Origin of the sequence: Lentzea pudingi (assembly GCF_014646255.1) — a bacterium.
Taxonomy (GTDB): domain Bacteria; phylum Actinomycetota; class Actinomycetes; order Mycobacteriales; family Pseudonocardiaceae; genus Lentzea; species Lentzea pudingi.
Genome location: NZ_BMNC01000032.1, coordinates 19622 through 33388, shown reverse-complemented (window position 1 = coordinate 33388; position 13767 = coordinate 19622). Strand labels below are relative to the sequence as shown.

6 protein-coding genes and 2 pseudogenes are annotated in these 13767 nt (G+C 63.9%); 4 read left to right on the top strand and 4 right to left on the bottom strand.

Annotated elements, in window-relative coordinates; genetic code table 11:
* The first annotated feature begins 630 nt into the window (after positions 1–630).
* A complete protein-coding gene (locus IEY88_RS43090; protein WP_189160682.1) occupies positions 631–1032 on the top strand; it encodes a peptidase inhibitor family I36 protein in 402 nt (133 codons plus the stop codon).
* 1557 nt (positions 1033–2589) lie between these two features.
* On the opposite strand, the gene IEY88_RS43085 is transcribed toward IEY88_RS43090, so the two are convergent.
* Positions 2590–5823 (bottom strand): AfsR/SARP family transcriptional regulator, encoded by a 3234-nt coding sequence (locus tag IEY88_RS43085; protein ID WP_189160681.1) that lies wholly within the window; start codon positions 5821–5823, stop codon positions 2590–2592.
* 75 nt (positions 5824–5898) lie between these two features.
* Here IEY88_RS43085 and IEY88_RS43080 point away from each other — a divergent pair, with 75 nt between their 5' ends.
* Positions 5899–6768, top strand: coding sequence for an NAD(P)-dependent oxidoreductase (locus IEY88_RS43080; RefSeq protein WP_189160685.1), 870 nt, complete (start codon positions 5899–5901; stop codon positions 6766–6768).
* Positions 6769–6964: 196 nt separating this feature from the next.
* On the opposite strand, the pseudogene IEY88_RS43075 reads toward IEY88_RS43080, so the two are convergent.
* Positions 6965–8362: pseudogene (locus IEY88_RS43075) on the bottom strand (IS1380 family transposase).
* 1711 nt (positions 8363–10073) lie between these two features.
* Between IEY88_RS43075 and aspS the strand changes: the two are divergent.
* Positions 10074–11420 (top strand): aspartate--tRNA(Asn) ligase, encoded by a 1347-nt coding sequence (gene aspS, locus IEY88_RS43070; protein ID WP_308426072.1) that lies wholly within the window; start codon positions 10074–10076, stop codon positions 11418–11420.
* Positions 11421–12119: 699 nt separating this feature from the next.
* Here the strand turns inward: aspS and IEY88_RS44840 are convergent.
* On the bottom strand, positions 12120–12263 hold the full coding sequence (locus tag IEY88_RS44840; protein ID WP_229694322.1) for a hypothetical protein: 144 nt from the start codon (positions 12261–12263) through the stop codon (positions 12120–12122).
* Between IEY88_RS44840 and IEY88_RS43065 the strand changes: the two are divergent.
* Positions 12192–12335, top strand: a pseudogene (locus IEY88_RS43065) (IS3 family transposase); the annotation flags it as partial. The gene IEY88_RS44840 and the pseudogene IEY88_RS43065 sit on opposite strands and share 72 nt — an antisense overlap.
* Positions 12336–12542: 207 nt before the next feature.
* On the opposite strand, the gene IEY88_RS43060 reads toward IEY88_RS43065, so the two are convergent.
* The gene (locus tag IEY88_RS43060) at positions 12543–13754 is read right to left on the bottom strand and encodes an amino acid--tRNA ligase-related protein (protein WP_189160679.1); all 1212 of its coding nucleotides are present in this window, start codon (positions 13752–13754) and stop codon (positions 12543–12545) included.
* Positions 13755–13767: the final 13 nt, after the last annotated feature.

Here is a 13767-nt window from a genome sequence, read left to right as displayed (position 1 = left end):
GGGAGCGGCGGACGCGACCGGCGCGGTCAGGACGGTCAGGGCGACGCCGAGCGCGGCGACAGCCCCGGTGATCTTCGCAAGTTTCATGGATAACCCTTCAGATGACTAATTCCGTGAAGCTGGTGTCAGTGATCGAACGCCGTGAGCGAGCGTGTGCTGATCATGCTGGCCGCATAGTTCTGCCAGATGTCGGCGGCCATGACCAGCAAGTGTCCGAGCAACACGGACGAACACTCCGGAATGAGCGTGCCCGCAGTGCCGATCGAAGCGGAGTTGGCTCGTGAGCAATGGCGACGGAGTCGCTCCATCCTGAGCGCTCGGCCATCTGGATCCGCGAGTACCGCACGATGGCGTGGGTTTCCGGTGTTTCGGCGATCTTGACTTCCGCTGGCGTCGCCGGCTCGACTCTTCGATGGCAGATTGTATGGTTGAATTCATGTCACCAATGCCTGTCTGACTGGACAGTGTGAGCACTCGAACGGACGCTTCGCCACCCCGCTTCGAACATTTCGCTGGAGATGCTGGTCTTCGAACATCTTGCGTGATGCACTGAAGAGTGGTACTTGTTTTTTCCTCGTCTGACGATCGCTATTTCAGCGTTTTTGTCACAGTCGTCAAGGAGTAGTTTGAATGTCTGATGATCGAGTTCTCCACGTGTCGGCCAAGCGTCGTGCGCTCGGCGCGTTCGGGGCCTTCTCTGCAGCTGTCGCATCGCTGCTCATCATGGGAGGCGACGCAAGCGGGGCTGCAGACTGCCGGTCTTTCGAGTACTGCCTCTACAGCGATTCTGGTTTTGCTGGCGCCGAGGTGAATGGGTTCGCTGGCACTCGAGACCTGGGCTCTCGATCGAATCAGGCGAACTCGGTCATCAACAATACGGATGTCTGCCTTTGGTTGTTTGACGGTGTGAACTTCCAAGGGGACAGCGTCCAGGTACGTCCAGGCGCTCGGGTTGACGAACTCGGGCCGATGAACAACCGGATCTCATCCATCCAGGTACGTCCAGCCAATTGCATTGAGAACCCCATCTGAACTTCTTTGTGGCGGATGTCATCGCTCGATCACATTGACGTGGTTTACGGAGTCTGGACTTGCAGATTGGCGGATCAGGCGTTGAACTCGCGCTTCGTGGAGTGGAGTTCCGTGCCGTCGCGTGACGGTCTGGTGATGTCGCAGGCTCGATAGTACTGGCGGGCAGCACGGGGCGCAGTGCGTCTGTGGCAGCTCGCCGGTGAGTGCACGCGACTGTTGCTGGTGGTGGACGTGCTGTTCAAGTGGATCTGCCAGTCAGGGGCAGCCCCTGTTGCTGGACGTGGCCCAATTTGGCCGATCCGTCCCCACCCCTGCGTTCCACGGGATCGACGCTTCTCAGTTCATATCGGATAGTCCATGTGGCTTCTGGTGGCGGAATGATCGCATCACTGTGCCGGCCCGGATGGCATGGCCTTGGAGTCGAACCGACGTGGCTAAGAGCCGTAATTTTCACATGACTGCGGGCCGTGCGTCCGATATCGCAGATCGTCTACGTTTTTCCAGATTGACGAATACAAATCGTGATGGCCTGCCTCGGGTAGGTCCGAAGCCGGTGAAAAAGTAATGTACTCACTGTGGTTCTCTGTGAACCCTACGCGCGTAGGGCGACAGGGACTTCGTGCGCAACTAGGATTTATGAATGAGATTCCTATTGATTGTAGCCACGACTTGTGCGGCGCTCGCTTGTATGGCGATGACAGCATCAGCATCAGCGCCCGAAAGTGGTTCCAGCGCTAGTCAGCAGCTATCAGATGTGGTCGATCACAGTGCTCCGAGCGATCCCGAACGAACACACCTGCAGGCTCGCCATTGACGGGTCGAGCCGCGTCGTCGATTTCCGCGTGCAAGAAGACCTCTTGAATCCGTACCGTGTGCGCCCCGCCCGGTGTTCATCCAGTGCGAGCAACAATCGCAAGCCGGCTGACTAAGACAACTGGAGCACGCGAACCGGACACCCCAGCGTCCTCTGTGGATCAGGCAGTGACCAACCCAAGACTCCAGCGTGGGTAGGACCCTGATCACCTGAAGTGTTCGCCGGGACCGGCTCGGCTGCGAGAGCACCAATCGGCGTTGCCCCGATCGTGGTGCGAAGCACCGCTATCTGCCAGATGTTCGACCTGGTGAAGGCTTAGCGGTCTCACCCGGCCACCCGTCTGTCAACGGTCCTTTCTCGTCCGGATGGGTGGACGTCGGTGTCACTCGCGCGTCTGGTGCAGGAGCCGGACGACTGTCGTGGTGGTCTTGGGCATGATTGTGTCGAAGCCTGAGGGGTGGATGTTGCAGATGACCAGGATCGAGCGGCGTCGCAGTTGCGGCAGAGCGCTTCGGTGGCGTCCGAGGCAACTGGGATCACGCGATGTCGTCGACGACGATTAGGTCGTTGCCTGGCATGCGGCCGAGGCTTCTGGAATTGCGCTGGTCAAGATCCGCTTGCGTCCGGTGATCACGCCTGCTTCCTGGTCCAGACTCGACTTTCATTGGCTCAGTCCTGTTAGGAGCTTCCCTCGTTCTGGTAGCCAGCAAGACCCACAACTCGCCAGAGCACAGGGACCGGAGTCACACGCACTCCGACAGGCTCTCGGCCCCGGAGTCGCCGTTGGTGAGATCGCCGCTTTGTCGACTGGTGATCGTCCACGCCACAGCCGAAGTGGCTGTGAGACAGGAACCCTGCTCGAAGGCGTGCTCGTATGCCTCCGAGGTCAGGCCGGTGCGGGCGATCTCGGTGATGCGGTCGACGTCGCCACGTTCCGCTGCGGGAAGCGGCACACCGATCGCATCGCGGGCTGCGAAGGCCACACCGAGTAGTCGGGCTGCTTCCGAGTGAGCGCCCGCGAGGGCTTCGGCTCCTGCGAGGCCCTCCAAAGCGAGAGCTATGGCGCGCAGATCACCTGTGCGGCGAGCATGCTCAAGTCCTTCCTGATGGTGCTTTCGGGCAGCATCGGCGTCTCCGCGCTGCTCGGCGATGAAGCCGAGCTCGGCCAGGATGAACGCCACTCCGTGGTCGCTGTCCCACTTGCGGCACCAGTCGAGCCAGGCGTTGAAGTGGGTTTCGGCGTCGTCGAACCTGTCTTGGCGGCGGGCCACGAGTCCCATCCCGATTTCAGCGAACTCCTCGCCACGTTGGTAACCGTACGTTGCGGCTAGCTGCCTGGCACGGTTGTGGAGTTCATTTGCGCGGTCGAGGTCGCCGACGAGCAGTGCGACGCGGCCTAGCCGTGCCAACATCTTTGACACGTCGTTCCACAGTTTGAGGTCTTGGGCGAGTTGGTGGGCCTCGTGCCGCAGGTGTTCAGCTGTGCCGTAGTTGCCGGCTATCTCTGCCAGGTCTCCGAGCGTGTAGGCAGCCTGCAACTGACCCCATCGGTCGCCGACCTCGCGGAAGAGCGCCTGCGCCTGGGTGGCGTTCGCCCGCGCCTGTTTCTGGTCACCCAGGTAGAGAAGGAGTTCAGCGTTGACCGACAAAGCCGCAGCGATGCCCCATCGGTCACCCTGTGCCTCGAAGCCGGCACGTGCTCGGTGAGCGAGACCTAGATTCGCCACAGGATCGCCAAATCCGGCTCTGCACAATGCAATGAACCACAGTGCGCGGGCCCGTCCTGCCGGGTCCTCGACGGTCTCGTACAACTCCAGCACGACTTGGCTGTCGGTCTCCGGTGTACCGAGCAGCAGCGACATGCCGGTCTGCCAAGCACGGGCGGACGCCTTGAGGTGGGAACTGCCGCCGTCTGACAGAGCGAGGTCGAGTGAGCGCAGTGCCTCGGCAAACCGGCCACGCAGGAAGCAGAACCACGCGAAGGCGTTAGCCAACCGCAGCGCCGCATCTGTGAAGGTACGGCTCACCGCGTGCAGGAGTGCAGCGCGAATGTTGGCGACTTCCGCTGACAGCTGTTCAAGCCACAGTCGCTGCTCGTGGCCTCGGAGCCGTACGTCGGCACGCTCGGCGAAGTCGAGGTAGTAGGAGAGATGACGGTCCCGTCGTTCGTCTTCGTCATCGGCCTCGGCCAGTCGATCGGCGCAGTAGATCGCAACGGACTCCAGCAGCCGATACCGGCCGCCTTGCCGACTGACCATCGACCGATCGACCAGTCGCCCGAGCAGGAGAACGACGTCGTCCCGGCTTACTGGCCCTCCGACGCACACGGCCTCAGCGGCTTCCAACACACAGCCGTCCGCGAATGCAGCGAGGCGGCGAAGCAGGACCTGTTCCGGCTTGCTGAGCAGATCCCAACTCCAGTCGATGGTCGCCCGCAACGTGCGCTGCCGTGCGGGAGCAGCGCGTAGCGGTGCGGTGAGCACGCGGAACCGATCGTCGAGCCGGGCAGCGAGGTCGGCCACGGACATTCCACGCAACTGGGCAGCAGCCATCTCCAGCGCGAGCGGGATGCCATCCAGGCGGCGGCAGATCGTCGCGACGGCCTCCGCATTGTCAGAGCTGAAGCGGAAGTCGGGCGCAGCGGCGGCGGCGCGAGCGACGAAGAGTTGCACCGCAGTCGACTGCTGCAGCCGGTCCACGTCCGGTTCCGGCAGGTCCAACGGTGCGACCGGCCGCACACGTTCGCCGACGATCGAAAGTGGTTCCTGACTGGTGGCCAGGACCCGCAGGGCAGGTGCGGCCCGGAGCAGCTGAGCCGCTATCTCGGCGACCGGCTCGATGACGTGCTCGCAGTTGTCCAACACGAGCAGCACGTCCTGGCCAGCGAGCGCATCGGCGAGCAATTCGGGCACAGACCGAGCTGGGGCATGAAGGTCTTCCCTCAGCCCGAGCGCCGTCGCGACGGCCTCGTGCACCTCGGCTGCCGTCCGTGCCATGGCGAGCTCCACCAGACGAGTGCCATCGAAGTGTGTCCCGGCACGCCGTGTGGCTACCTCCAGGGCGAGCCGTGTCTTGCCGACCCCGCCGACCCCGGTCAAGGTCACCAGCCGCTCAGACGTCAGCAGGGCGCCGACCTGTTGGGCGTCCTCGAGGCGGCCGATCAATTCGGTCAACGGCACGGGCAAGCTACCGCGTGACCGGGTTTCGTGAGCTGCGGCAGGAGTCAGAGCAGCGTCCTGCCGCAGAATCGCCTCATGCAACCCGGTCAGTGCGCGGCCGGGATCAAGGCCAAGTTCGTCACGCAGCCGATCGCGCAGCTCTGCAAGACTCGCCAACGCCTCGTCCTGCCGTCCCGAGACGTACAGAGCGCGGACGTGCACGGCCCGTAGCCGCTCCCGCATCGGATGCGCGGCGACGAGTCCGCTCAGCTCGCCTGCCAGGACGGCGTGCTCGCCGAGTTCAAGCCGAGCCTCGGCAAGCTCCTCGAGCGCGACCAATCGCCGCTCTTCGAGTCGTCGAGACTCGGCTTGCACGAACTCCTCGTCGGTGCAATCCGCAAGTGCCGTCGCACCTCGCCACAAGCCTGCAGCCTCAGTCAGCAACCGGCTCTTTGCACGCGGGTCGCCTGCGATCGCCTGTGCCTGGCGTAGCAGCGCATCAAAACACCCAGCGTCAACCGCGCCGTCCTCGACCCGCAGCAGATACCCCGGAGGACGGGTCTCGATCAGGTCGTAGCTGCCCGGCTCGGCGTTCTCCAGCGTCCGCCGCAGCAGCGAGACCTTCGACCGCAATGTGCGGACGTAGTTCGGCGAGGGCGTTCCGCCCCAAAGAGCATCGACCAATTGGTTCACCGAGACTGGCCGGCCACGGTGCACCAGCAGCACGGCCAAGAGAGTGCGGACCCTCGTCTCCCGAACGCGGACAGGTCTCCCATCCGATGTCCACACTTCCAGGGAACCCAGTATTCCGAAACGCATCCCACGACGTCACTCGCGGTTTCGCCGCAACCTTTTCGAAGACTGACCGGAACTTCCATCCTGAACAGTTGTGCCCTGAGCAACACATCGACCGTCGAACCCGTCACCGTCATCGGCCTCGGTTTGATGGGCAGTGCCCTCGCCGCGGCTTTCGTCGAGGCTGGCTACCCGACCACGATCTGGAATCGCACGCCCGGCAAGGCCGACGAGCTCGTCGCCCGGGGAGCCGTGCTCGTACCGTTCGTCGCCGATGCGCTCAGGGCGAGTTCCTTGATCGTCGTCTGCCTCAGCGACGCGGCCTCAGTGGAAGACGTCCTCGGTCCACACCGGGACGAGCTCGACAGCCGGACCCTGGTCAATCTGACCTCTGGCACCTCTGACGAGGCTCGGGGCATTTCGAAGTGGGCCGGCGACTACGTAGACGGGGCGATCATGGCGATCCCTGAGGTGATCGGCCGCCCCGAAGCTTTCCTGCTGTTCAGCGGGTCGGCGGAGGCGTATGCAAGGCACCGCGAGAGCCTTGGTCGCCTGGGCACAACGACCTTCTTCGGTGAGGATGTCGGACTCGCGTCCCTCTACGACGTGGCGCTGCTCGGCGTCATGTGGGGAACGCTCAACTCGTTCCTGCACGGAGCAGCCTTGTTGGGTGCTGCCGGGGTCGATGCGGCCGAGTTCGCCCCATTTGCCAACCAATGGGTCAGCAGCGTGACCGGCTTTGTAAATGCGTACGCCGACCAGATCGATCGTGGTGTCTATCCTGCCGAGGACGCCTCTTTGGAGACCCACCTGGCAACAATGAAGTACCTGGTACGAGAGAGTTCGGCCGCCGAGGTGAACACTGAATGGCCGGCCAGGATCCAGGCCATGACCGAGCGCGCCATCCGAGCGGGCCACGCCGGCGCTAGCTACGCGAGCCTTATCGAGGTCTTCCGGAGCCGTGCATAGCTGACAGTGGTCAGCTCGTCCTAGCCCGGATCTTTCACGCGGGTGACGGCCTGGCTCGAGAGCGTGTCTGGTGACTGTTGTGCGTCCTCCTTCCGGGGTTCGGGATGGTCGAGATGGCCCGTTGTCGGCTGGGTGCCGTCGGGTTCCACTGCCCGATTGCGACGCGTGGTTGCTCGTGGGGATGGGTTCTGGCTGGTCAGGCCAGTTGCGGTAGGGCGTGTATGCGTTGGTGGGCGGTCAGGATCAGCTCAGCGCAGGGGGCGTGGCGGGCCAGTCGGAGGTGGACTTGCCGGGCGTGGCGGGCGATGCGGCCGGCGACGGAGAACAGGCGTAGCCGCAGGCGTTTGGGCTCCCAGCGCCGGGCGTCGTGGTCGGTCAGGCCGAGCATCTGAGCCCAGGCGGTCAGCTCAAGGGCGAGGGCGACGATGGCGACCCAGATCTGGTTGTGGGCGTAGCCGTGCAGGGGCAGGTTGGTCAGCCCGGTGGCTTTGGCGGCGCGGATGCGGTCCTCGGCGCGGGCCCGGCGGCGGTGACGTAGTTTCAGATCAGCGAGCTGGCCGCGGCCGGTGTTGGTGGCGAAGGCGGTCAGGCGCAGGCCGTCGGCGTCGGTGAACCGCAGCTGTGCGCCGGGGTGCGGGCGTTCCTTGCGCACGATCACCCGCATCCCTTTCGGCTATCCGGACATCTCCAGCACGCCGGTGGCCTCCGCGACCCACGCCCCGTCACGCGGGGGTGCGTTCGTCGTCGTAGGCAGGGGTCCACACGTGTGCGGGGATGCGGGCGAGGCGTTCGACGGCGTCGTCGGGCAGAGTGAACCCGACCGAGTAGCCCAGTTTCCTTGCGTGCAACCATTCCAGAAACTCGTGGGTGCCGCCGGCGGAGTCGGCGCGAACGAGTACTTTGCGGCCGACACGTCCACCCTTGGCGGTGAACGGCAACTGCCGCAACGCATCCCGGGTCACCGCGATGTGATCGGCGGCGGTGTTCGACCCGGCGTTGCCTGGCCGCAGCATGACCGCCAGTGGTTCGCCAGTGCCCCGCGCGCCGTGGTCGGCGAACGAGCACAATGGGTGAAACCGAAGCCACGCTTGAATGTCGGCGCCGCGTTCTGCTTGTCCGAGTGCGCGGTGACCAGGGTCGCGTCCAGATCGATGATCAGCGGGTCGTCCGGGCTGATGGCGTGGTCGGGGGCGTGGGTGCCGGCCAGTGTCCAGGCGGTCGCCCGTGCGGCGGCGCGGGCGGAGTCGATGGCCGCGAGTGCCGTGTCCGTGTCCGCGGCCAGGGCGGTGATCAGCCGGGAGACGGTGGGGTCGGAGGCGACCACGCCGAACATGCCAGGTTCGGCGCGCAGCGCGGCGATGTCGGCCAGGCAGTCCCCGCCCAGGGCCAGCGCGATGGCCAGATCGCACACGATCTTGCCGGGGTCATGGATCGCGTTCGGGTGCCGCCAGCGGCTCAGAGCCGACGATAATGCCTGATCCAAGCCGGTCTTGACCGTAGTACCGATCAGCAGTGTCGCGCCCGCGCAGGACACAATTCCGTTCGCCGTGGTGTCGACCATCAACGACGGGTACGACCCGGTAGCCTTGCTCACCAGAAAGGTGCTCCTGAACTGGTACGGAAATGACCCTCGACAAGTCATATCCTTGCAGTTCAGAGCACCTTTCTCCGTAATCGACACCCGCCACGTCAAATCAGCACGAAAGCAGCGGGCTAGTGGTCGCGCCCGTTAGTTCGTCGGGTTGTAGCCAGGTGGTGTGGTCGTTGAGGTAGAGTCCGCAGGCGCAGTCGAGTGCTTCTTGTAGGGTGCCTGAGGGGTGGCCGCTGGGTAGGCAGGAGTTCTCGTAGCTGTCGCAGTAGATGGCGAAGCCCCAGGTGGTGGCGGATCCGTTGTAGCGCAACCGGAACAGCGGCATCGTGGTGCCGTCGGGAAGGTGGCCGGTGGCGTAGGCGAACGCGCTGCGGTGGCGGACGGTGACGTCGTCCAGCTGAGGCCCGCGTTCGCGCCAGCAGACGCTGCCGCAGGGGAGGTCTTGGTGGACTCGGGCGGGACGGCCATGCGGTTCATCGTGCCCGATACCACGCCCGCGACCCGGTTCCGCAACTCCCGGCAACGACCTGAGGATCGACTCCGAGTACGTCCGTTGTGGAACCTGCTCGATTTCGTCTGGGTCGAGCCCCTCGCCGGCCGCCGCCGGGCACCGCGCGCGAGCACCGGACCCCCGGGACTGGGCCGCGGAGGTCGACCTGCTCCTCAGCCACGACTATCCCGACGCGGACAAGGTCGTTCTGGTGATGGACAACCTCAACACCACCATCGGCTCGCTCTACGAGGCCTTCGAGCCCCCAGGCGTGTCACGCGAACGGCTCTGTCCATGGTTGCGTGATCAAGGATGACCTCTGACGCGGCTGCGTGGTCAGTTGGTGAGAAGGATTCTCTTGCGTAGCAGGCTGAAACTGGCTTTGCCGTAGGTTTGTCGCTTGAGCAGCCTGCTCGATCCGCTCGACCACCACACCCTCCAGGTGCGGCAGGAGCACGTCCAACCACTGACGATCACACACCAAACATGATCACAAACCTTCGCCGCACACCTGATCCCGGGCGCAGTCAGTTGATCACGCAATCATGGACAGAGCCACGCGAACCGTGTAAGTCAGAGGTGTACCAAGATCGACGCGCCGGATTGGCGGTCGGAGGGGACGCCGAGTGACTCAGGACACATCGTCTCGTCAGGGTGACGAGGCGGCGGCGCGGCGCGCCAACGGCTTCAGCCGCTACCGGTATTGGAAGGCGGCTGGGAAGCCGATCTCAGGGGAGGGGCCGTCGGATGCGTCTCAACATCGGCGCGCAGGCGTCCCGCGAAACTTGCCTGCACGTCGCGAGCAGCGGAGCGCGAAGCAATCTATGCGGAAACTCCAGCCGCGGCAGCGACCAGATGCGCGCACCGCGCCAGCCTGCTGAGGCTTCCCGCTTCGAGCGGCTCGACGTGGCGACCGAGGCACGGAAGAACGTGGCGGTGCCTCGGGTAAAGGCGCTTGCCAACCCCCGGTATGCTCAGTCGCAACGCGTCGAAGGAGACGAGTAATAACGGGAATACGTGAGCCGAGAGAGCTGCTGGTAGCTGGGAAGGCAGTCTCGCGTCTCGTTGTGAAGACCCTCCTGAGCGCGGGGAGGAACGGCCGGTTGTTCGGCTCAATGCCCCGCCGGCCAGCCCCCGTCACTGGGCCCGAACGAGGCTGCTGCGGTGGCGGTGGCGAAGGCGTGGTGGTACCGCGAGCTCCCTTCTCGCCCACGCCCCCAAGGGATGACGACACCCTGGGAGTGCTCGATGGTTCAAACAACTGAACGTGTTCTGGTCTCTGACTTGCGCGAACGTGTCGGAGAGACCGTTTCAGTCTGCGGCTGGGTGAACACACTCCGCCTGCAGAGCAAAATGCAGTTCCTCGTTCTCCGTGACCACACCGGCATGGTGCAGATCACGCATCGCCGATGCGGTGAGAGCGATGAGATCGAGGTCGCGCTGGAGGGCCTGACCACTGAGTCCGCGGTCCGGATCGTCGGCCGCGTGGTCGACAACCCGATCGTCAAGCTCGGGGGCTTGGAACTGGTCCCCCAGCAATTGGAAATCCTAAACCGGGCCGACACGCCCCTGCCGATCGATGAGCACACCAGTCTGGACCAGCGCCTGAACTGGCGATTCCTCGATATTCGCATGCGACCACAAGCGCAGCTGCTGTTCGCCGTGCAGACCACTCTCGAGCAGGGCATGCGAGAGTACGCCTACGGCCAGGGCTGCACCGAGATGCACACCCCCAAGCTGATGGGTACTGCCTCGGAGTCGGGGGCGGAGGTGTTCAAGCTCGGCTACTTCGACCGCTCCGCTTACTTGGCGCAGTCGCCACAATTCTTCAAGCAGATGGCGATCGCCGCGGGTATCGACAAGGTCTTCGAGATCGGCCCCGTGTTCCGGGCCGAACCATCGTTCACCTCCCGACATGCGACCGAATTCACCGGCGTTGACGTTGAGCTTGCGTGGATCAACGATGTCGAGGATGTGATGAACTTCGAGGAGCAAATGCTCGCCCACGCCATCGCGAAGGTCGCCGACGCCCACGGCAACGAGGTCCGCGAGTCCTTCGGCGTCGAGATCACCGTTCCGACGACGCCCTTCCCTCGGGTCACCATGGCCGAAGCCCAGAAGATCCTTCGGGCGGGTGGCTGGGACCCTGCGGGTATGAAGGAGGACTTGGACCCCGACGGTGAGCGCGGTGTTGCCGCCCATTTCCTGGAGCAGACAGGGCACGAGTTCGTCTTCGTCACCCACTACCCGACGAGTATCCGACCCTTCTATCACATGAGGCCCGAGAACGACTCAAACGTCACCTTGAGCTTCGACTTGCTGTGGAAGGGATTGGAAGTCACCACGGGTGCGCAGCGTGAGCACCGCTATGACGTACTAATCAAGCAGGCTGCGGAGAAGTCGATGAGCACCGAGCCGTTGCAGGACTATCTGAACGCCTTCCGCTTCGGTTGCCCCCCGCATGGGGGCCTGGGTATGGGCTTGGGTCGGGTTCTGATGATCCTGCTCGGTCTCGATTCCATCCGAGAGGCGACGTTCCTCTTCCGTGGCCCCAATCGGCTTACCCCGTAGAAGCACCTCGCGCCCATTGTCTGGGGCGGGGCCAATGGCCCGGCTCGAGACGTCAGAGCTCCGGCAAAGCGTTTTGGCTGTTCAGGTGGGGATTCCGAACAGTTGTAGGGATCGGTTGAAGGTTTCTGGTCATGACGCGCAGTGCTGTGGCGGTGTTGGTGTGGCCTGCTTGGCGGAAGACGCTGATGGCGAGGTTGCGGAGGGTGGCCATGGTGTGAGGTGCGGTGCTGGTGCGGACACGGGATGCGTCTTCGCGGTGGCGTCGCGGGACCCAATGCAGGCGGTTTTCGATGGCCCAGTGGCCGCGGAGGAGGTGGTGGGGTGGGCGCCGGGGATGTGGCAGGTGCGGTAGCGCTCGATGAGGAAGGCGTGGCGCGCGTCGGGGCAGTTGACCCAGCCGTATTCGGTGTTGCGCAGTGGGGCGAGGCGGATGGTGCGTTTCTCGGTGCGGCCCTGTCGGCGTTCGACCCATTCCAAGCAGGGCAGTTGGTGCCAGGGCAGAGCGTCGAATTGAGCGAAGACCAGGTTGAAGCCGGTTTTGATCTGAACACGTGGTGCGCTTGGTGTTGGCGCGGGTAGGTGGTGTGCAGCGCGTCGGCGGGGCGTGTCGTGCGAACCGTGTAAGTCAGAGGTGTACCAAGATCGACGCGCCGGATTGGCGGTCGGAGGGGACCGAGCGACTCAGGACACATCGTCTCGTCAGGGTGATGAGGCGGCGGCGCGGCGGCTCGTCGAAGGTTGTGGATCGCCAAGTAGTTCAGCGGCATCGACGACATCGAGATCGCCACCGTCGAATACATCGACTGGTACAACAACCGGCGCCTGCACGGCGAACTCGGACACGTGCCGCCCGCCGAGTACGAAGCCCTACACGCGATGACCCAGCCGGTCACCGCAACCCTGGAAACCAACTAATCCAGTCTCCACCAAACCCGGTGCTTGACAGATCGCAAACTGGAGCTTGCGCTGTAGCCATAGCGAGTTGACCCAACCGCAGACAGTCACCTCTTGACCGATGTTTGCACGCAGGTCGGCGATCGTTGTTCTTGGCATAGATGGTCCTTTGGTCGGACAGGCGGATGACGCCACGTGGAATCAGGCCGAACTGCGTAGCCGAGCGCATCACGGTTCGAAGTGATCGACGAACCTCGGAAACGGCACCAACTGCCGGATGTTGCCAAGGCCCAGTGCCTTGGCGATCAGCCGCTCGATGCCCAACCCGAGGCCCGTCATCGCAGGCACACCGCCATCCAGCACGTCGAGGTAGTAGCCGAAGTGCTCGGATTCAAGGTTCTGGTCGGCCAGCCGCTCCCGCAGTCGCCGCGGGTCGGTGACCCGCTCGCCCCCGTCCACGATGTCGATCTCCCGCCAGTAGAGCCGGAAGTCGTTCGCCACCTCGGCATCGACGACAGGATCATGGCGAGTCGAGGAGAAGAACGCCTTGTGCTTCGCAGGCATGTCAATCACCCAGAACAGCGTGCGATTCAGGCTGGCGGCGACAGCATCAGCGTGGTATCGCTTGAGCCGGGCGCCCGGCTGCACCGGGGCGCAGTCGGCGAGAGATACGATCTTTCGCACTTCCTCGTACGTGACCACCGGAACGTCAGCGAGATCTCTGTCGGGCAATCCACCACCGCCACAGCAGTCGCACACTGCGCGCACCACGTCTTCGGACAACCGCATCATGTCCTCGCGGCTCCGATAGGCGGCTGTGATCTCCAGGATGAGGAACTCGCTCAGGTGCTGGGAGCTGTGGTTCACGTCGGCGCGGAACAAAGGGGCGATCTCGAACACCGAGGTGAAGTCCCCAGCTACGAACGCGGTATGAAACAACAAGTTGCTCAGGCTCAGATAGGCTTCCTGCCCGAAGTAGTCGAGCTTGAACTTCATCGTCGGACCGTCGGTCATCCTCCCCACTATGCGCGGCGACTGCACCTCGACGAATCGCTGTGTGGCGAGCAGGTCGCGAATGCGTTGCACTGCCATCCACTTGGCCATCAGTCGCTCCCGGACCTCCGGCAGGCGCATGTAGACGTGTTGTTTGGGCAAAATGGCTTTGCTGTAGGGCCTCCCTGCTAGCTGAGTCGAGGTGATCGTGCGGTTCTCGGCGACGACATCGTAAGACTCAACCGCTATCTCGTGCTCGAACGTCCGAGAGGCGATGCTGGGGCGCAGTTCGCCGGTGACCCGGACGATGCTTTCCGCTCGGACCTTCAGCCGCTCGGAGAACACGCACAGGTACTCCTGATCCAGGCAGCGCAACGTCGCGAAGGACAGATGACTCCCCACGGTGCGGATCCCGTAAAGCCGACCGGTGACGCTCGTCGACGACATTCTCTGATCCTCC